Raw genomic sequence first — 19673 nt, 5'->3', positions numbered from 1 at the left:
ATGAAAGGCCCGTTACTTGCAAAATTTGCAAGTAACGGGCCTTTCATTGCACGCGCGGCACGGAGACGGAGGCGGAGGAGAGGGGAGCGGCGGGGTGTTAGCGGCGTGAAGCGACCATGAGTACCCGCCGCGTCATCAGGTCCTGGTTCCGCAGCGCCTGCTCGAGGCTCGCGCGCAGCCTGGACGGATCCTCGCCCGACTCCGCAGCCAGGTCCTCCACACGCTCCAGCGACAGTTCCATGGTCCGCTGCTGCCGCGCCCGCCAGTCCGGCGTCTCTTCGTAGGAGAGAACGTCGAATCCGGCCGATTCCAGCAGCGGCCGGTGGTCGGCGACCTGCGGCGGCCGGTTCTGGGGCTGTCCGTCGAAGTCCCAGGTCGTGACGACCAGCCGCCCGCCCGGCACGAGGATCCGCGCGAACTCCGCGCAGGCGAGTGCCTTGTCGGGCGCGAACAGCAACGCGTCGACGCTCATCACCGCCTCGGACGACGCGTCGTCCAGACCGGTGTCCGCGAAGGTGCCGACCCGGAAATCGGTCGCTTCGACGTCCGAGAGGGGCAGAGCCTCGGCGCGACGCCGCGCCGAAGCCAGTGCCGTCTCCGCGATGTCGATGCCGGTGAGCGTCGCGTAGGTGCGGGCGGCGACCCACAGGCCCGGCCCGCCGCGTCCGCAGCCGAGGTCGGCCAGCCGCCCGCCCGGCTTCAGCCGGGCTTCCTCCGCAATGCGGTGCAGGTCGGTGCGGGTGACGAAGCTGTAGGTGTCGAGCTCGGCGGGGTACTCGTCGCCGTACACCTCGGTCCAGATCCGCGCGGACACCGCGGAGGCCGGCGCGCCGAACGTCGCGGTGAACGTGGCCTTCCAGTCGGCGTTCACCGGCGGCGCGCCCGGAAGACGGTGGTGGTGATCGGCAGGTCGAATTCCCCCGAGGCGGTTTCCGGGTTCCGGTCGAGGAATTCCCGTGCCGTGCGAAGTTTGGCTTCGCGTTCCTCCGTCTCCGCCACCAGCATGTGCGAATGGGTGGCGAGAGTCGCCACCAGGGTTTCGGCCGTCCTGGGTTGTTTGTGACCGAAAGTCTTCTTCTCGAACGGCTCGAAGGCCTCGTGTTCCGGAAGCGATTCGTAGTCGCTCAGCCAGCGCCTGCTCGCCGAGGTCTTGATCAGCGTGTTGAGCTCCGCCAGCCAGCCCGTCGACTCGTCGTCGTGGTTCCACAGCGCGGCGACGATCCCGCCCGGCTTCAGCACCCTGGCCATCTCCGGATAGGCCCGGTCGAGGTCGAACCAGTGGAAGGCCTGGCCCGCGACCACGGCGTCCACGGAGGCGTCCGGCAGCGGGATCCGCTCGGCCGTCCCGATGAGCGGGGTCACGGAAGGGAAGGTCTTGGTGAGCTCTTCGAGCATCTTGGCGTCCGGTTCGACCGCGGTGACCGTGACACCCAGCGCGAGGAGCCCTTCGCTGACCTTGCCGGTACCCGCGGCGAGATCGAGGACCTCCGCCGGCCTTTCCTCGGCACCCGCCAGCCCCCAGGCCAGTGCCTTTTCCGGATAGTCCGGCCGATGTGCGGCATAGGCGGCGGCCTTGGCGCCGAACGAGGCGGCGCGGCGTGCGTGCAGTTCCGGTTCGATGCCAGGAGTGGATGCGTTCACGCGACCGGAGGTTAATGGAGAGAAAACCGGCCGGTCCCGAGTGCCGGAAAAGGTAATCCGGTTGGCGTAGGGAAGGAGCGGGTTCGTACGCTGTGCGCCATGACTGAAATCCCCGCATCCGAGGGCGCTGGCCCCGACGAAGACCTGCCGGAACAGATGCGGGTGCGCCGGGACAAGCGCGACCGGATAATCGCGGAGGGTATCGATCCGTATCCGGTCGAGGTTCCCCGGACGCACTCACTGGCCGAAGTGCGAGCGAAGCATTCCGGCCTTCCGGTCGACACCGCCACGGGCGACATCGTGGGCATCACCGGCCGGGTCATGTTCATGCGCAATACCGGCAAACTGTGTTTCGCGAGTCTCCGTGAAGGCGACGGCACCGAGTTGCAGGCGATGATCAGCCTCGCGAAGGTGGGTGAAGGCGCGCTCGCGGCGTGGAAGTCCGATGTCGATCTCGGTGATCACGTATTCGTCGAGGGCGAGGTCATCACCTCCAAGCGCGGTGAGCTTTCCGTGATGGCCGACTCTTGGCGGATCACGTCGAAAGCATTGCGCCCGTTGCCGGTGATGTACAAAGACCTCGCCGAGGAAACGCGGATCCGGCAGCGTTATGTCGATCTGATCGTGCGTCCCAAGGCCCGGGACGTGGTCCGTACCCGTGCCGGTGTGCTGCGTTCCCTGCGTGACTCGTTTCACGGCCGGGGATTCCTCGAGGTCGAGACCCCGATGCTGCAGACGCTCCACGGCGGCGCGGCGGCACGGCCATTCGTCACGCATTCGAATGCCTTCGACCTCGATCTGTACCTGAGGATCGCGCCTGAGCTGTACCTCAAGCGTTGCGTGGTCGGCGGTATCGAGAAGGTCTTCGAGATCAACCGGAACTTCCGGAACGAAGGCAGCGACTCGTCCCACTCGCCCGAGTTCGCCATGCTCGAGTACTACGAAGCGTATGCGACCTACGACTCCAACGCGGTGATGACGCGTCAGCTCATCCAGGAGGCGGCGCAGAACGTTCTCGGTACTCAGGTGGTCACTCTCGTCGACGGTTCGGAGTACGACCTGTCCGGCGAGTGGACCACACTCGGAATGTACGAGTCGTTGTCCGAGGCGTTGTCGGAAGAGGTCACTCCCGAGACATCGGCGGACAAGCTGCGTTCCTATGCCGAAGGGCGAGAGCTGGAGCTCGACCCAAAGTTAGGGCACGGCAAACTCATCGAAGAACTTTGGGAACACCTCGTCGGCGATCATCTCCACGAACCTACTTTTGTCCGTGATTTTCCGGTCGAGACATCCCCGCTGACCAGGCAACACCGCAGCAAGCCGGGGGTGGCCGAGAAGTGGGATCTGTACGTACGCGGATTCGAACTGGCCACCGGATACTCCGAGCTGGTGGATCCCGTGGTAGAGCGTCAGCGTCTGGTGGAACAGGCTCGGCTGGGTGCGCAGGGCGATAGTGAGGCCATGAACCTGGATGAGGATTTCCTCCGTGCGCTGGAGTACGGAATGCCGCCGAGCGGTGGTGTCGGAATGGGGATCGACCGGTTGCTGATGGCGCTGACCGGCCTTGGTATCCGGGAGACCATCCTGTTCCCGCTCGTCCGACCTGAATAACCCGTCCGCGTGACAGATACCTCGATCGTTCTCGTAAACAAGATTTGCGTTATGTCTCGGTAGCGGGTATTAATGTCGCTAGACAAAGTCTTCTGTCCGGGGCATGCCCCGTACCAGATCATTCGTGTAAGCCCCCAGCAGGAGGAAACAGATGGCACAGAAGGTGCTCGTCTCGCTCGTCGACGACCTCGACGGCACTGAGGCGGAAGAGACCGTCGAGTTCGGTTTGGACGGTGTCAGCTACCAGATCGACCTTTCCGCGGAAAACGCGGAAGAGCTTCGTGACGCGTTGGCCCAGTATGTGGAGCACGCCCGCCGCGCGGGTGGCCGTAAGCGCACCGCCATTCGTCCGGTCGCAGGCGTGAAGGCCGCCGCCCGCCCCGCGACCGTGGACCGCGAGCAGAACCAGGCCATTCGCGCCTGGGCCCGCAAGAACGGCTTCCAGGTTTCCGACCGTGGACGTATCCCGTCCGAGGTCGTGGAGGCCTACCACAAGAAGAACTGAGGTCTTTCAGACCTTCGAGCCGCCGGGAAACCTTTCCCGGCGGCTTTCTTGTTCTTGTACACGGTTCAAGCGGGCGTACTCGGTGGGCGCCCATCCGGTCACGGAGCGGAAATCCCGGATGAAGTGCGCTTGGTCGCTATAGCCCAGTGCCGTCGCCAGTTCCGCGTAGTCCGGTCGTTCCTCGGCCGCGATCCGTGCCGCCGCTTCGTTCAACCGGTATACCTGAATCGCCCATTTGGGGGCGGTGCCGACATGTTCGGCGAACAGGCGTTGCAGACTTCGCTGAGACAGGCCTGTTCGGCTTGACAGCTCCCCGACCCTGGTAATGGCCGGTTCGGCCGCGATTGTTTCCACCGCTTCGATGGCCGTCCTGGCCGCGGCGGTGAGCACGGGGTGTTTCGCGAGGAGCAGTTCCTCGCATCGGCGGACCATTTCGAAGTCGTCCGTCGCATTGCGTACCGATTCCGTCACTCCCGCGGCTTCCGGGAAGAGATCGGTGAGTGGAACGGAACGGCCGGAGATCATCGTGACCGGCCCGGTGAGGAATGCCCGGAAAGCCCCGGGCCTGAATCGAACGCCGATACCGTGGTCCTTGCCCTCGACGAGGTAGCGGAAAGGCCGTTTCCCGGGCCCGGACGCGCCCGCCGCGTCGCGGAAGAAGGTGACGTTGACCGCGAGATTGGGCAGTACCACTTGTTCGTGGGCCGGACGGCCGCTCAGATCCCAGCGCAGCACCCAGTGATGATCGACGAACGGCCTCAGTTCCGGCGACGGCCGATGCCGCACGAGGCCGAACTTCGCGCTCGCCTCCCGCGCGTTGACGATCCCCGCGGGGATCCGGTGCCCACTCACCGGTTCAACTTAGCCCTGTCCTGAAACCTGTCGTGTTTCTTCAAGACGGCGCAACCCTTCCCGTGAACTCATGCCCCCATGTCCGAACACGCTGCCCTGATCGCCCCCGCCGCCGCGGAATTCGCCGGAATCCTGCGCGGGATCGGCGAGACCGAACTCGCCGCCCGCACCCCGTGCGCCGATTACGACGTCCGCGCGCTGCTGAACCACCTTCTCTACTGGGGCCCTTGGCTCGAAGCCGCCGGGCGCAAGACGCCGCCGCCCGAGGTGGCCACGGGCGAGGCGGAGGCAGGTCTCGTCGGCGCCGATTGGCTCGACGCCGTCGAGAAGCAGGCCGCACGGCTCGTGGACGTCTTCGGGGCGCCCGAAGCGTGGCAGGGCATGACGGCGCTCGGCACGGCGGAGATGCCCGCCTCGATCATCGGCGACATGGTGCTCGGCGAGTTCGTCCTCCACGGCTGGGATCTGGCCCGCGCGACCGGTCGCACCGTCGACGTCGCGCCCGAAGCGGCCGAGGCCGTGTTCACGTCCGCCTCGGCGATGGGTGATCAGGCCCGGGCGATGAAGGTGTACGGCGAAGAAGTCGTCGTTGCAGACGGCGCAACGACTTTCGAGCGCGCCTTGGGCGCCACTGGAAGGAATCCGGACTGGCGTTCCTGACCCGTTCCGCGGTTTCTCGTCCACTCGCGGCGTCCGCGACCCCGGCACCCCGGCGCCCTCGGCCGCCGGGGTGCCGGCGAGCCCGGCTGTCATTAGGTATGCCTAACCTTACACACGGTCCGTGACTACTCCGGACGGGTGTCCACCCTCTGGGCAGTCTCTGCCCGCGCGTTGTGTTCGCGCTCAGCGGACAACGCGCATCCGACGGAATCCGGACGGCCGTTCGCACGTTGGGCTTGACGTAAAGGTGCAGGGCAACCGGAAGATGAAACAGCGCACGGCCGGAGAACGGCACGGGCGCGAACGGGCCGCAATCAGCCGTAGTGGTACGCCAGCGCGACCGCATGGCTACTAGAGTGGTCTCACGGTGCTGAATCCATCGCGGTGAAAGCACGATGGAAACGGGCCGCCGTCGCAGCAGTCGAGGGAGTGCACATGTTTGAGAGGTTCACCGACCGCGCGAGGCGGGTGGTCGTCCTGGCCCAAGAAGAGGCCAGGATGCTCAACCACAACTACATCGGCACCGAGCACATCCTCCTGGGTCTGATCCACGAGGGTGAAGGTGTCGCCGCCAAGGCGCTGGAATCGCTGGGCATCGCGCTGGAGGGCGTCCGCCAGCAGGTCGAGGAGATCATCGGCCAGGGGCAGCAGGCCCCGAGCGGGCACATCCCCTTCACCCCGCGGGCCAAGAAGGTGCTTGAGCTGTCGCTGCGCGAAGCGCTGCAGCTCGGCCACAACTACATCGGCACCGAGCACATCCTGCTCGGGCTGATCCGCGAAGGAGAAGGCGTCGCCGCACAGGTGCTCGTCAAGCTCGGCGCGGACCTCAACCGGGTGCGTCAGCAGGTCCTGCAGCTGCTGTCGGGCTACCAGGGTGGCAAGGAGTCGACCGAGACCGGCTCCGGACGCGGTGAAGGCACCCCGTCGTCGTCGCTGGTGCTCGACCAGTTCGGCCGCAACCTGACCGTCCAGGCCCGCGAAGGCAAGCTCGACCCGGTCATCGGCCGTGGCAAGGAAATCGAGCGGGTCATGCAGGTGCTGTCGCGGCGCACCAAGAACAACCCGGTCCTGATCGGTGAGCCCGGCGTCGGCAAGACCGCCGTCGTCGAGGGGCTCGCGCAGAACATCGTCAAGGGCGAGGTGCCCGAGACGCTGAAGGACAAGCAGCTCTACACCCTCGACCTCGGCTCCCTGGTCGCCGGTTCCCGGTACCGCGGTGACTTCGAAGAGCGCCTCAAGAAGGTGCTCAAGGAGATCAAGACCCGCGGCGACATCATCCTGTTCATCGACGAGCTGCACACGCTCGTCGGCGCGGGTGCCGCCGAGGGCGCGATCGACGCCGCGTCGATCCTGAAGCCGATGCTGGCCCGTGGCGAGCTGCAGACGATCGGCGCGACCACGCTCGAGGAGTACCGCAAGTACATCGAGAAGGACGCCGCGCTGGAACGACGCTTCCAGCCGATCCAGGTCGGCGAGCCGTCGCTCGAGCACACGATCGAGATCCTCAAGGGTCTGCGCGACCGGTACGAGGCGCACCACCGCGTCTCGATCACCGACGGCGCGCTGGTGCAGGCCGCCACCCTGGCGGACCGCTACATCAACGACCGGTTCCTGCCGGACAAGGCGATCGACCTGATCGACGAGGCCGGCGCCCGGATGCGCATCCGCCGGATGACCGCGCCGCCGGACCTGCGCGAGTTCGACGAGAAGATCGCCGACGTGCGCAGGGACAAGGAGTCCGCGATAGACGCGCAGGACTTCGAGCGCGCCGCCCGCCTCCGTGACGAGGAGAAGACCCTCCTCGGCCAGAAGGGTGAGCGGGAGAAGCAGTGGAAGGACGGCGACCTCGACGTCGTCGCCGAGGTCGACGAGGAGCAGATCGCCGAGGTCCTCGCCAACTGGACCGGCATCCCGGTGTTCAAGCTCACCGAGGAGGAGACCACGCGTCTGCTCCGCATGGAGGACGAGCTGCACAAGCGGATCATCGGCCAGGAGGACGCGGTCAAGGCCGTCTCCCAGGCGATCCGCCGTACCCGCGCCGGTCTGAAGGACCCGAAGCGCCCCTCCGGCTCGTTCATCTTCGCCGGCCCGTCCGGTGTCGGTAAGACCGAGCTGTCCAAGGCGCTGGCGGCGTTCCTCTTCGGCGAGGACGACGCGCTCATCCAGATCGACATGGGTGAGTTCCACGACCGCTACACCGCTTCGCGGCTCTTCGGTGCCCCTCCGGGCTACGTCGGCTACGAAGAGGGCGGTCAGCTGACCGAGAAGGTGCGGCGCAAGCCGTTCTCGGTGGTGCTGTTCGACGAGATCGAGAAGGCCCACCAGGAGATCTACAACACGCTCCTGCAGGTCCTCGAAGACGGCCGTCTCACCGACGGTCAGGGTCGTACGGTCGACTTCAAGAACACCGTGCTCATCTTCACCTCGAACCTGGGTACCTCGGACATCTCCAAGTCCGTCTCGCTCGGTTTCTCCCAGGGCGGGGACACCGCGAACCGGTACGAGAAGATGAAGCAAAAGGTCAACGAGGAAATGAAGAAGCATTTCCGGCCCGAGTTCCTGAACCGGATCGACGACATCATCGTCTTCCACCAGCTGACCAAGGACCAGATCATCCAGATGGTCGATCTGATGATCGCCCGGGTCGAGAAGCAGCTCAAGGCCAAGGACATGGAGCTCGAGCTCACGCCCAAGGCCAAGGCGCTGCTCGCCAAGCGAGGCTTCGACCCGGTGCTGGGCGCGCGGCCGCTGCGTCGCACGATCCAGCGCGAGATCGAGGACCAGCTGTCGGAGAAGATCCTGTTCGGCGAGGTCCAGGCGGGCCAGATCATCCTGGTCGACGTCGAGGGCTGGAACGACGAAGAGGGCGAGAAGGACGACAAGGCGCACTTCGTCTTCCGTGGCGAAGCACGTCCCTCGTCGGTCCCGGACGCCCCGCCGGTCAGCATCGGTGCCGGTACGAGCGAAGAGAACGGTGAAGCCGAGGCGGAGTAAGTCTCGGTGGTCCGGAAGTGCCCGTCGCGGGTTTGCCGCGGCGGGCACTTTCGCGTGCGGGGGGGGCGACCAGAGTGCCGGAGCTTCGAGACCGGAGCACTCCTCGACGATGAACGAATTGGGACACTCAACGTCCCGATTCCTTCACGCTCGACGGTGCCGCCCCTGCCACGTCACGTTCACGCTGGTCAGGCGTAGTCAGGCGAATGCTGGCCCGATCTAACCCGAATCGCCACTCGCGACCACCTGGACCGATACCTCGTGAACCACCCGTTGGTGTCCGGCGACGGAAAGCGCGCTTTCGTGGGAACCCTGGTCTTGGCGCACCAATCGATATAAGGTCTACATTATGGTCGCCTGATGAAGTGGGAGATCGAACTTCACGACGAAGTGGATCGCTGGTTCGGAGCGCTGTGCCGGGAAGATCCGGGTTCGGCCGATCGCGTCGAGGAGGCGATCGACATGCTGGCGAGTGAGGGGCCGCAGCTCGGTCGGCCGTTGGTCGACCGGATCAGCGGTTCGCGGAGACACAACTTGAAAGAGCTGCGTCCGGCGTCGGCCGGGCGTACCGAGATCAGGATCTTGTTCGTCTTCGATCCGGCGCGGAAAGCCGTGCTCCTGGTGGCCGGTGACAAAGCCGGGAACTGGAAACGGTGGTACGACGTCAACATCCCGATCGCGGAGGAGCGATACCGGCGGCATCTGGACGCGATGGAGGAGCTGAAATGAGTCGGTCCTGGAAAGAGGTCAAGGCCGAAAAGCTCGCTGCTGATCGCGAGGCAGGCCGAGATGTCGAAGCCGCTCGGGTCGAGGCGAAGGAAGCCACGCAGGCTTATATTCTCGGCTTTCGGCTGTCGAAACTTCGCGAGGACGTCGGGCTGAGTCAGGCCGAGGTCGCCAAGCGAATGGGAGTGAGCCAGCCGCGGATCAGCCAGCTCGAGCAGGGCGATCCGAGCCAGATGGAATTGGACACCCTCCGCAGGTACATCGTCGCCTTGGGCGGCCGCATGCGAGTGGTCGCCGATTTCGACGATCATGACGTGACCATCTCCACCGCCGTCTGACCGCTCCCGGCCGCGCGATCTCCGCGTGAGACGATGCCCTCGGGTCCGGGAGGGGGTCAGGTGGACGTTCTGGCGATCGATTTCGGTACCTCCAGCACGGTCGGGGTGCTCTCGATCCACGGCAGGGGGACGCAGGTCGTCGAGATCGACGGGTCGGTGACGATGTCGTCCGCGATCTACGTCGACAAGGACGGAACCGTCTTCGTCGGCCGCGACGCCGAACGCCGGGCCAGACTGGATCCGAGCCGGTTCGAAGCGAATCCGAAGCGGCGCATCGACGAGGGCGCCCTCCAGCTCGGTGATGTCACGCTGCCCATCGCGGACGCCTTCGCCGCGGTCCTGCGCCGCGTCGGCGAGGAGGCGGAGCTGCTGCTCCAGCGCCCGCCCGCGCAGGTGCGCATCTCCCATCCCGCGGGCTGGGGTCCCGATCGCAAGCAGGTCCTCCGCGACGCCGCGCTCAAGGCCGGTTTCGGCACGACGCTGCTCATCCCCGAGCCGGTCGCCGCCGCGGCGCACTACGCCTCCCTGAACCACGGTCACCGGCCGCCGGGTCCGATCGCGGTGTACGACCTCGGGGCTGGCACTTTCGACTGCGCCGTCGTCGGTGTCAGCGCCCACGGGTTCGCAGTGCTGGCCGAGGACGGCCTGCCCGATCTCGGCAGTCTGGACATCGACCAAGCGCTGCTGGTGCACATCGGCCGCGAGGTTTCGCATTCCGATCCCGCGCAGTGGCAGCGAATCCTGCGCCCGCAGGCGGTCAGCGACCGCCGGACGCGCCGTTCGTTGCTGCAGGATGTCCGTGACGCCAAGGAAAGCCTGTCCCGGCATCAGCAGACCGAGATCCCGATGCCCGAGCCGTTCGGCGACGTGCGGGTGTCGCGGATGGAGCTCGAGGCGCTCGTCCGGCCGAGTTTCCTGCGCAGTGCCGAGCTGCTGGCCGCCACCATCCACCGCGCCGGACTCGGCCCGGCCCATCTCGGCGGGGTCTACCTCGTCGGCGGGCCGAGCCGGATGCCGTTGCTGGCGAGCCTGCTGGCGAACCAGCTCAGGATCACGCCGACGACGCAGGACCAGCCGGAGACGGCGGTCGCGTTCGGGCTGCACCACGTGCCCGCGGGCGGCGAGGATTCGCAGCTGACCGTGCCCGCGTTCGCGCCGGTCGCGCCGCCGGTGCGGCAGCCACCCGTCCAGCAGCCGGTTCAGCAGCAGCCACCTCGGCGTCCGCAGCCTCCGCGCTGGACGCCGCCCCCGCCTCCGCCGGGCCGGAGCTGGCAGAAGCCCACGACGTACGGCGTCATCGTGCTCGCCCTCGCGGCGATCGTGACGACGATCGTCCTGCTCAGCGGCGGTAAGGACGAACCGGTCGCCGCTCCGGCTCCAGCACCGAAGCCGGCTTGCGATCAGCCGGGAGTGAAGGACGCGCAGGGATTCACGGACTGCCTCCGCCGGATCGCCGCCGTCATCCCGCAGCGGGACGAGTGCCGGGACGCCCCGGACGCGGCCGCCGCGATGGGGGCGGCTTCCGCGGTCACCTGCGTGTTCAAGAACGACGAGGTGTCGAACGCGATCAACTACTACCAGGGCGTCGCGATGACCGGCCTGGAGGACGACGCCCGGCGGCAGATGACCAAGGGCAAGCCCGTCGAGGGCACCTGGGCGACCGACGGCCTGCGCGGGCGCTACCTGGCGGGCGTGGGCAAGCGAAGCGGCATCGTGCTCTTCGGGACCGAGGACGCGCCGTTGAGCGCGATGCTCGTCTCGACCCGTCGCGACGGTACGGCGCGGACGACCCAGGAGATGGTCGACTTCTTCACCGCGCAGCTCAAACCCTGATTTAGGTAGCCTGACCCCATGGAAGCCATCTGTGACCTGGCCGAACTGGAGCGGGTCGTGGGGAGCAGGCAGCTGCCGGTGATGATGAAATCCATCGACAGGCTCGACCCTCACTGCGTCGCGCTGCTCGGCCGTGCTCCCGTGGCCGTCCTCGGCTACACCGGGGCCGGGCCGAGGGCCGCGGTGGTGGGTGGCGCTCCCGGGTTCGCGGTCCCGGAAGGCCCCCGGCGCTTGCGGCTGCCGATTCCGCCGGACGCCGTGTCGGGCACCGGCGCCGCGTTGCTCGTCCTGCTTCCCGGCTGGCGCGAGACGTTGCGGATCAACGGAACGGTGGACGACGGCGCCCTCGTCGTCGAGGAGGCTTTCCTGCACTGCGGCAAGGCCGTGATCCGCTCCGGCGTCTGGGGCCCGGCGACGGCGTCCGAGATCACCGACACCGAGGACGGTCCCGGACTCGGCCCCGCGGCGGCCGCCTTCCTGGGCACCGCGCCGCTCGCGGTGATCACCTCACGGGACGGCGACGGCCAGGCCGACGCCAGTCCCAAGGGCGATCCTCCCGGCGTCATCCGGCAGGTCGGGCCGAAGACCGTCGCGATCGCCGACCGGCCCGGAAACCGGCGCACCGACACGTTCCACAACGTGCTCGAACGACCGCACGTGGCGATCGTGGCCCTCGCCCCCGGCGACGACCGCGTCCTCGAACTCACCGGCACCGCGAGCATCAGCGCCGACGCCGATCTTCGCGAGCCGATGGCCGAACGCGGCCGCACTCCCAAGGCGGTGTTGCTGGTCGAGGTGGAACACACGCGGCTCACGCACAGCGCGGCGATCCGCGATGCGCGTCTCTGGGACGCCGAGTCGCACGTCGACCCGGAAGAACTGCCCAAACCCGCCGCGATCTGGACCGACCACGTCAAGCTCAACGAGACCGCGGGCATCGCCGCGAAACTCCTGCGGAAGGCGGCGGGCGAGCGGATGATGCGCGCCGCGATCTCCGTGGACTACCGGCAGAACCTGTACTGACTCAGTGCAGCGTGCCCGCCGGTGTCGAAAGATCCTCGGTCACCGAAAGCGCGGTGTCCACGATGATCCCCAGCGCTTCCGCCGCCCGGTGCACGGCCAGGCTCGGCGCCGTCGTCCGCGCGGCCTGCTCCGGCGTGTAGGGAACGTGCACGAAACCGCCTCGCACGCCGGGGAAGTCGTTGTCCAGCAAGTGCATCAGCCCGTAGAAGACCTGGTTGCACACGTAGGTCCCGGCCGAATACGAGACCGACGCCGGAAGTCCCGCGTCCTTGATCCCCGCGACACACGCCTTCACCGGCAGGGTCGTGAAGTACGCGTTGGGGCCGCCGGGGATCACCGGGACGTCGACGGGCTGCGAGCCCGCGTTGTCCGGGATGCGGGCGTCGATCAGGTTGATCGCGACCCGCTCCGGGGTCACGCCGGGGCGGCCGCCCGCTTGGCCGACACAGATCACCAGTTCCGGCCGGTACTCGTCGATCGCGTCGCGCAAGGTGACCAGCGACCGCGAGAACACGCACGGCAGTTCGACGGCCACCGCGTCACGCCGCCGGCCGGTGAGCAGGGAAACCGCCTGCCACGACGGGTTCACCCGCTCACCGCCGAACGGTTCGAAACCGGTGAGGAGCACTGACGTCATGCCACTCACCCTAACGTGTGACGCGAGGCGACCCATGCGGTCCGGAAGTACGTGAAGGCCTCCTTCCCTACCTTGAGAGTAGGGAAGGAGGCCTTCACGGACCTGCGATCCGATGTTGCCTAGCCACTCACGAGGGGCGAGGTCAGGCGGCCGGCTTGAGGTCCCCCGGGTACAGGAACTCGGGCGCCGGTTTGGTGTTGCCGTAGAACCACGCGTCGAAGAAGCCCTGGAGGTTCCGGTGCGCGATGCGCTCGGCGAACTTCTGGAACTCCGGCAGGCTCGCGTTGCCGTCGCGGTGCAGGGCCGGCCACGTCCGCAGGATGCGGTCGAAGGGCGCCGCGCCGATGTAGTTCTTCAGCGCGTGCAGTGCCACCGGGCCCTTCGAGTACACGTACGTGAACTCGTTGCCGGGGCCCATGTCGTACAGCTTTCCCGCCCAGAACCGGTCCGTCGCCCTCTGCACGGCGGTCAGGTAGCGCGCCTTGAGGTCCTGGCCCGACTTCGCCTCGGACCACAGCCACTCCGCGTAGGAGGCGAAGCATTCGTTGAGGCAGACGTCCTTCCACTTGTCGACGGCGACCGAGTCGCCCCACCACTGGTGGGCGTTCTCGTGCACGATCGTCGGGACGTTGCCCGCCGCGCCCGAGTAGATCGGCCTGCTCAGCGTCTCCAGCGAGAACCCGATCGGCTCGGCGAGGAAGATGCCGCCCGCCGCGTCCACCGGGTACCGCCCGAACTTCGACGCCAGGAAGTCGATGATCTCCGGCAGTCGCGCTTCGGCCTGCTTGGTCGAGGCGGGCGTGCCGGGGGCGTAGGCGTTGACGACCGGGGTGCCGTCGGACAGCTTCGTCCGCTCGAACTCCCATTTGTCGATCGCGACCGTCGTCATGTACGGCACGGCCGGGGTCTCTTCGGCCCAGGTGTAGGTGGTCTTCCCGCCGTTCTCGACCTGCCCGCGCTCCTGGCCGACCGCGATGACGCTCCATTCCGACGGCACGGTGACCGCCAGGTGGAAGGTCGCCTTGTCCCGCGGGGTGTCGTTGACCGGATACCAGGTCGTCGCGGACTTCGGCTCGCCCGCGACGAACGCGCCGCCGGATTTCGCGTACTGCCAGCCGTTCTCGCCCAGCAGCGGATCTTCGATCGCCTGCGGGACGCCGTGGTAGGCGACCTCGGTGGTGAACCGCTCGTGGTTCCGCAGCGAACGGGCCGGGGTGATCACCAGTTCGTGGTCACCGGTCCGTGTGAACGCCGCCTTCCGCCCGTTGACCTTGACCGAGTCGACGGTCAGTCCGCGCAGGTCGAGGTTGAACGAGCTCAGCGCCTGTGTCGCCCGGCCGGTGATCGTCTGCAGGCCGGTGAGCTGCTTGGTGGCGGGCTCGTAGCCGATTTTCAGGTTGTAGTCGCCGACCTCGTAGCCGCCGTTGCCGTCCTGCGGGTAGTAGCTGTCGCCCGCCCCGTCGGCACCGGGTTTCCCGATGCCGGCGACGGCGGTCCCACCGCCGAGGACACTCGCGGCCAGAACGGCGGCGATGACGGCCGCACTCCGGTACCTCATTCACGCTCCCAGTCGATCGGCTGTCGCTTGGCCAAGAACGTAACGCCGCGACCTCGGCCGTCCGCCCGGAAAGCTCCCCGGTGCCCGGATAATCCCCACTTCCGTCGCCTAGTAGAGCCAAGCGTTTGCGGGTTCTGGAAAGCTGGGGTCCGTGCGTGTGACGCTGCTGGGCCCGGTCGGAGCGGAGGCCGCTGACGGCACCCCGGTCGACATCGGCGGTGTCCGCCTCCGCATGCTCTTGGCCAGGCTCGCGCTGGACCCCGGCCGCGGTGTCCCGGCGACAGCCCTCATCGACGGTCTCTGGGGCGCGGAACCGCCCGCCGACGCGGCGAACGCGCTGCAATCCCTGGTCTCGCGCCTGCGCAAGGTCCTGCGTGCCGACGACGTCGGTCTCGACTCGGGCCCTGGCGGTTACCGGCTGGACGTCGCCCGCGAGGACGTCGACGTGTTCCGCTTCGAACGGCTGGCCGCCCAGGGCCGTGCCGAGCTGGCGGCGGGCCGGGACGCCGGTGCGGCAGCCGTCCTCGCCGAAGCGCTCGGCCTCTGGCGTGGTCAAGCGCTGTCCGATGTGCTCGAGGCACCTTTCGCGCAGGCACCGGCGACCCGGCTGGAGGATCAACGGCTTGAGGCCGCCGAAGATCGCTTCGAGGCGGAGATCCGGCTCGGCGGGCACGACGAGGTCCTCGCGGACCTCAAGGAGGCGGCCGCGCGGAATCCGCTGCGCGAACGGCTCGCCGGGCTGTGGATCCGGGCGTTGTGCGCCGCGGACCGGCAGTCCGACGCCCTCGCCGTCTACGAGGAGGTCCGGGCGGCCCTGGCCGATCAGCTGGGGGTCGACCCCTCGGCCGAACTCCGGGAGCTCCACCTCGCCGCGTTGCGCGGCGAACTCGGCCCGCCGCCCGCGGCCGCCGACCGGCTCCCGGTCCGGCTCACCAGCTTCGTCGGTCGCGACGACGAGTTGAAGCTGGTCGCCGAGCTCCTGTCCGGCGCGCGGCTGGTGACACTGGTCGGTCCCGGCGGTGCCGGGAAGACGCGGCTGGCCACCGAGGTCGCGACGCGGCATCCGGCGCACGCGCGGGGGCGCGTCTGGTTCGTGCCGCTCGCCGGTGTCCGCGATCCGGGTGATCTGCCCGGCGCGGTCTTCGCGGCGCTGGAGCTGTGGGACCTCGGTCTCTCGCACGGAGCAGACCCGATGCGCCGCCCGGTGGACGCGCTGGCCCGCGTCGTGGAAACGCTCGGCGCCGGCGAATCGGTGCTGGTGCTGGACAACTGCGAGCATCTGGTCGACACGGCCGCGGAGCTGACGAACACCCTGCTGCGCCGCGTGCCCACCCTGCGGATCCTCGCGACGAGCCGCGAGGCGCTGGCCATCGACGGCGAGACGCTGTGCCCGCTCGGCCCGTTGTCCGTCCCGGACGGGAGGCCGACCGTTCCGGAGGCCGCCGAGGCTGGCGCGATCCGGCTGTTCGTCGACCGTGCGCTGGCCGTGCGCCCGGACTTCGTCCTGGACGAGTCCACCGTGGACGAAGTCGCGCAGATCTGCCGTCGGCTGGACGGGATGCCGCTGGCCCTGGAACTGGCCGCCGCACGGCTGCGTTCGATGACCGTCGCGCAGATCTCGCAACGCCTCGACGACCGGTTCCGCCTGCTGACCTCGGGCAGCCGGACGGCCTTGCCCAGGCAGCGGACGCTGCGCGCCGTCGTCGAGTGGAGCTGGGATCTGCTCGACGACGCCGAACACGTTCTCGCCAGGCGGCTCTCGGTGTTCGGGGCCGGTGCCGAGGTCGAAGCGATCGAAAGTGTCTGTGCCGGGGAAGGCTTGCCCGTCGAAGACGTCCTGTACGTCCTCGGTTCGCTGGTCGAGAAGTCCATTGTGGACGCGATCGCGGGCGATCACGGCGAGCCGCGCTACCGCATGCTGGAGACGATCCGGGCGTACGCGGCGGAACGTCTCGACGAGGCCGAAGAACGAGAACTGCTGACGAAGGCGTATCACCGCTACTACGCCGAACTCGCCGAGCGGCTGGAGCCGTTGCTGCGGACGCGCGACCAGCTCGTCGCCATCTCGCGGTACGACGCCGAGCACGGCAACATCGTGACGGCGCTCCGTCAGGCCATCGACGTCGGCGACGCGGACATGGCGATGCACCTGTTCGGCGGCGTCTTCTGGTACTGGCTGATCAAGGGGGACAGCGCCAGGGTCGAGTCCTTCGTCTCCGAGGTGCTCGCTTTCGGCGACCGCCTGGAAGAGGACTTCGCGGCCGCGTTCCGGGCGATGCGCGAAATCACCGCGATGGTCCCCGGGGTCGGCGACCCCGAAGCCACGCACGCGCTCATCGACGAATGCGTGCGGACGAACGCGCACAACCGGTTCGCCGGGCTGGCCATCGGCCTGCCCATGCTGGCCTTCTTCAGTCAGAGCAAGGAACTCGCCCACCGCGAGGTGGAGAGGGCGCTGTCGAGCCCGGACCCGTGGGCCAGGTCGGCGGGGTCGTGGGCGCAGAGTTTCATCCTCACCGACGACGGTGACACCGAAGGCGCGGACAGGGCCAGGGACAAGGCTTACGAAGGATTCCTGGCGGTGGGCGACCGCTGGGGCACCGCGATGGCGGTGGGCATGAAGGCGAGCGACATCTCGATGTCGGGCGACCACGAGGCCGCGCTTTCGCTGTACCGGCAAGGGCTCGCCCTCGCGCTCGAACTGGGTTCGCAGGACGACGTGATCCAGCAGCGCTGGCGGCTCGCGACGGAGTACGCGAGGGCAGGCGACCTCGAAACGGCGCTGCACGAGATACGCGAGGCGGAGCGCTACGCGGTCGACACGGGCAACGATCAGCTCGCGGTGATGGTGCTGGTGGGGAAGGCCGATCTGTACGGCCGCCTCGGCCGGATCGAAGAGGCGCGCGAGATCGCCGCCCGGTTCCGCGAGCTGATGGCCAAGGTGCCGCTGCCGGGCATGTTCGGCGAAGAGTTCGGCGGGCTCATCGAGACAGGCGTGGCGCTGGCCGCCGGAGACCTGGACGAGGCCGAACGCGGTGCAGCGATCGTCGTCAGGTCCACCGCGGAGCGCGGCGACATGCCCGACCTGGGGCGGATCGTCGAGGTCGCGGGCCTGATCCGGTTCCGGCAGGGGCAGCCCGAGACCGCTGTCCGGCTACTCGGCGCGGGAAAGCTCCTCCGCGGCAGGATGGACCTCGGTGAGCCCGACATCCGGAGGCTGGTCGACGACCTCCGCGAGCACTTCGGCGAGGAGCGCTACGAAGCGCTGCTCGTCCAGGACGCGGGCCTGTCCCGAGCCGAACTGATCTCCTGGATCATCCAGGAAGTGGGCACATGAAGAACTCCTCCTCCCGGCGGGAGAAGGAGTCCTTCACGCGCGTTCCCCCTGACCCCCGTCAGACGCGCTTGCGGTAAGCCCAAGTGGCGAGCGGGAAGAAGACCGCGATCGCGGCCGCCATCCAGATCAGCGAGCCGGTCAGCGGCCCGGCGATCGCCCCGCCGTTCATCAGGCCGCGGAGGACGTCGGACATCTGCGTCACCGGGCTGATGTCGGCCCACGCCTTCAGCCAGCCGGGCATGGTGCCGGTCGGGACGAAGACGTTGCTGCCGAAGGTCAGCGGCATGAGCACCACGAACATCAGGCCCTGCACCGCGCCGGGGCTCTTCACCAGCATCCCGACGAACACCGACGCCCAGCAGAACGCCAGCGCGAACGCGATCGCCAGCACGACGGCCAGCGCGAACTCCGCCGGACCGGTCTGGATCCGGTAGCCCATGATCGTCGCGACGATCATCAGCACGGTGATGCACACCAGGTACCGCACGACGTCGGCCAGCACGGCGCCGATCAGTGGCGCGGACCGGGCGATCGGCATCGCCCGGAACCGGTCGAACACGCCCTTCGTGACGTCGGTGTTGAGCTGGACGCCGACGGTCATGCTGGCCTGCAGGATGTTGAACACCATGATGCCGGGCACGATCATCTGGAGGTAGCCCTCGGTGCTGCCCATGATCGCGCCACCGAACAGGTAGACGAACATGACCAGGAAGATGATCGGCGCGATGGTGACGTCGGCCAGCTGTTCCGGGTTCTTGCGGATCTTCAGGATGCCGCGCCAGGCAAGGGAAAGCCCGTGCTGGACGCTGCTGGAGAGGGAAACGTGCCGTGGTGCCGCGGGCACTGCGATGGTCGTCATACCAGGCTCCCTTCCGGAGTCGTGTCCTTTGTGGACTCTTCGGGCCGCTTGCCGGTGAGCGCGAGGAACACCTCGTCGAGGCTGGGCAGCCGCAGCGCCAGTTCGTCCGCGGTGATCCCGGCTTCGTCCAGTTTGCGGACCAAGGTGGACAGCAGGACGGGGTCGGCGACGGGCGCGGTGAGCAGCCCGGTGTCGTTGTCCCGGTTCGGCTTGACCCCGGTGAGCGCGGCCAGGATGCGCTCGACGGCGTCGAGATCCGCGAGCGCGGTCGGCCGGACTTGCAGCGTCTGGCCGCCGGTCCGGCGCTTGAGCTCGTCGGCCCGCCCGTTCGCCACGACCAGCCCGCGGTCGAACACGGTGATCGTGTCGGCCAGCTGGTCGGCCTCCTCCAGGTACTGCGTGGTGAGCAGCACCGTCGTCCCGTCCGCGACCAGCGTCCGGACCACGGCCCAGACCTCGTTGCGGGCGTGCGGGTCGAGTCCGGTGGTCGGCTCGTCCAGGTAGAGCACCTTCGGACGGCCGACCAGGCTCGCGGCGAGGTCGAGCCGCCGTCGCATCCCGCCCGAGTAGGTCTTGATCGCGCGTCCGGCGGCGTCGGTCAGCTCGAACCGCTCCAGCAGATCGGCCGCGCGCTTCTTCGCGTCCGCCCTGGAGAACTCCAGCAGCCTGCCGATCAGCACGAGGTTCTCCGTGCCGGAGAGATCCTCGTCGACCGACGCGTACTGCCCGGTCAGCCCGATCATGCTGCGGACCGCCATCGGGTTCTTGACGACGTCGTGACCGAAGACGCTCGCGTGGCCGCGGTCCGGCCGGATCAAGGTGGCCAGGATCCGGACGGCGGTCGTCTTCCCCGCGCCGTTCGGCCCCAGCACCCCGACCACCTTGCCCGCCGGGACCTCCAGATCGACCCCGTCGAGTGCCTTCGTCTCCCCATAGTGCTTGACCAGGCCCTCGGCCCTGATCGCGTGCGTCATGTTTCCTCCTGTGGATCTCGCCCCGCGGACAAAGGTGCCCGCTCCGCCTGGCAGGCCGCGCACAGCGGGCTGACAGCGGCTGGCAAAACCTGATAAGCGCTGGTAGCCGCGGCGTGAGGAGGTTG

The 19673-nt window shown here is 68.0% G+C and carries 16 protein-coding genes; 9 read left to right on the top strand and 7 right to left on the bottom strand.

The features are described 5' to 3' along the window. Positions 1–97: 97 nt before the first annotated feature. Together ACLJRM_RS37960 and ACLJRM_RS37955 are read right to left on the bottom strand one after the other, a co-directional pair. Positions 98–871: a class I SAM-dependent methyltransferase gene (locus ACLJRM_RS37960; protein WP_410665812.1), complete on the bottom strand. Its 774-nt coding sequence runs from the start codon at positions 869–871 to the stop codon at positions 98–100. After that, positions 868–1641 carry a class I SAM-dependent methyltransferase gene (locus ACLJRM_RS37955; RefSeq protein ID WP_101611064.1) on the bottom strand — a complete coding sequence of 258 codons (774 nt, stop codon included), beginning with the start codon at positions 1639–1641 and terminating at the stop codon, positions 868–870. Before ACLJRM_RS37955 ends, ACLJRM_RS37960 begins: the two co-directional genes overlap by 4 nt. A 99-nt stretch (positions 1642–1740) precedes the next feature. Between ACLJRM_RS37955 and lysS the strand changes: the two genes are divergently transcribed. Together lysS and ACLJRM_RS37945 are read left to right on the top strand one after the other, a co-directional pair. Then, entirely contained in the window at positions 1741–3252 is a 1512-nt protein-coding gene (gene lysS / locus ACLJRM_RS37950) for a lysine--tRNA ligase (RefSeq protein ID WP_101611063.1), read from the top strand. 151 nt (positions 3253–3403) lie between these two features. Further along, on the top strand, positions 3404–3757 hold the full coding sequence (locus ACLJRM_RS37945; RefSeq protein WP_005165380.1) for a histone-like nucleoid-structuring protein Lsr2: 354 nt from the start codon (positions 3404–3406) through the stop codon (positions 3755–3757). Positions 3758–3763: 6 nt separating this feature from the next. Here ACLJRM_RS37945 and ACLJRM_RS37940 read toward each other — a convergent pair whose 3' ends face one another. Further along, positions 3764–4609 (bottom strand): helix-turn-helix domain-containing protein, encoded by an 846-nt coding sequence (locus ACLJRM_RS37940; RefSeq protein ID WP_101611062.1) that lies wholly within the window; start codon positions 4607–4609, stop codon positions 3764–3766. Positions 4610–4687: 78 nt separating this feature from the next. Between ACLJRM_RS37940 and ACLJRM_RS37935 the strand changes: the two genes are divergently transcribed. The 6 genes from ACLJRM_RS37935 to ACLJRM_RS37910 all read left to right on the top strand — a co-directional run bounded on the left by ACLJRM_RS37935 (position 4688) and on the right by ACLJRM_RS37910 (position 12183). After that, positions 4688–5269: a TIGR03086 family metal-binding protein gene (locus ACLJRM_RS37935; RefSeq protein ID WP_101611061.1), complete on the top strand. Its 582-nt coding sequence runs from the start codon at positions 4688–4690 to the stop codon at positions 5267–5269. A 435-nt stretch (positions 5270–5704) separates the two neighbouring features. Then, on the top strand, positions 5705–8263 hold the full coding sequence (locus tag ACLJRM_RS37930; RefSeq protein ID WP_101611060.1) for an ATP-dependent Clp protease ATP-binding subunit: 2559 nt from the start codon (positions 5705–5707) through the stop codon (positions 8261–8263). A gap of 360 nt (positions 8264–8623) precedes the next feature. Next, entirely contained in the window at positions 8624–8992 is a 369-nt protein-coding gene (locus ACLJRM_RS37925) for a type II toxin-antitoxin system RelE/ParE family toxin (protein ID WP_410665811.1), read from the top strand. After that, a complete protein-coding gene (locus ACLJRM_RS37920) occupies positions 8989–9327 on the top strand; it encodes an XRE family transcriptional regulator (protein WP_410665810.1) in 339 nt (112 codons plus the stop codon). Before ACLJRM_RS37925 ends, ACLJRM_RS37920 begins: the two co-directional genes overlap by 4 nt. A gap of 60 nt (positions 9328–9387) precedes the next feature. After that, positions 9388–11160: an Hsp70 family protein gene (locus ACLJRM_RS37915; protein WP_410665809.1), complete on the top strand. Its 1773-nt coding sequence runs from the start codon at positions 9388–9390 to the stop codon at positions 11158–11160. 18 nt (positions 11161–11178) lie between these two features. Beyond that, a complete protein-coding gene (locus ACLJRM_RS37910) occupies positions 11179–12183 on the top strand; it encodes a pyridoxamine 5'-phosphate oxidase family protein (protein ID WP_410665808.1) in 1005 nt (334 codons plus the stop codon). 1 nt (position 12184) lies between these two features. Here the strand turns inward: ACLJRM_RS37910 and pcp are convergent, their stop codons facing one another. Further along, complete coding sequence (pcp, locus tag ACLJRM_RS37905) at positions 12185–12820, bottom strand: pyroglutamyl-peptidase I (RefSeq protein WP_101611058.1); 636 nt, start codon at positions 12818–12820, stop codon at positions 12185–12187. 142 nt (positions 12821–12962) lie between these two features. Then, complete coding sequence (locus ACLJRM_RS37900; protein ID WP_410665807.1) at positions 12963–14378, bottom strand: M1 family metallopeptidase; 1416 nt, start codon at positions 14376–14378, stop codon at positions 12963–12965. A gap of 151 nt (positions 14379–14529) precedes the next feature. On the opposite strand from ACLJRM_RS37900, the gene ACLJRM_RS37895 reads away from it, so the two are divergent. Beyond that, positions 14530–17715 (top strand): BTAD domain-containing putative transcriptional regulator, encoded by a 3186-nt coding sequence (locus tag ACLJRM_RS37895; protein WP_410665806.1) that lies wholly within the window; start codon positions 14530–14532, stop codon positions 17713–17715. A 58-nt stretch (positions 17716–17773) separates the two neighbouring features. Here the strand turns inward: ACLJRM_RS37895 and ACLJRM_RS37890 are convergent, their stop codons facing one another. Both ACLJRM_RS37890 and ACLJRM_RS37885 read right to left on the bottom strand, forming a co-directional pair. Then, positions 17774–18574, bottom strand: a complete 801-nt coding sequence (locus ACLJRM_RS37890; RefSeq protein ID WP_101611055.1) for an ABC transporter permease — start codon at positions 18572–18574, stop codon at positions 17774–17776. Further along, positions 18571–19548, bottom strand: coding sequence for an ATP-binding cassette domain-containing protein (locus tag ACLJRM_RS37885; protein WP_101611054.1), 978 nt, complete (start codon positions 19546–19548; stop codon positions 18571–18573). Before ACLJRM_RS37885 ends, ACLJRM_RS37890 begins: the two co-directional genes overlap by 4 nt. Positions 19549–19673: the final 125 nt, after the last annotated feature.

Origin of the sequence: Amycolatopsis sp. lyj-84 (genome assembly GCF_046549075.1) — a bacterium.
In the GTDB taxonomy this organism is placed as follows: Bacteria; Actinomycetota; Actinomycetes; order Mycobacteriales; family Pseudonocardiaceae; genus Amycolatopsis.
Note: the sequence above shows the minus strand (reverse complement) of the source record. Positions and strands in the feature narration are given on the sequence as shown.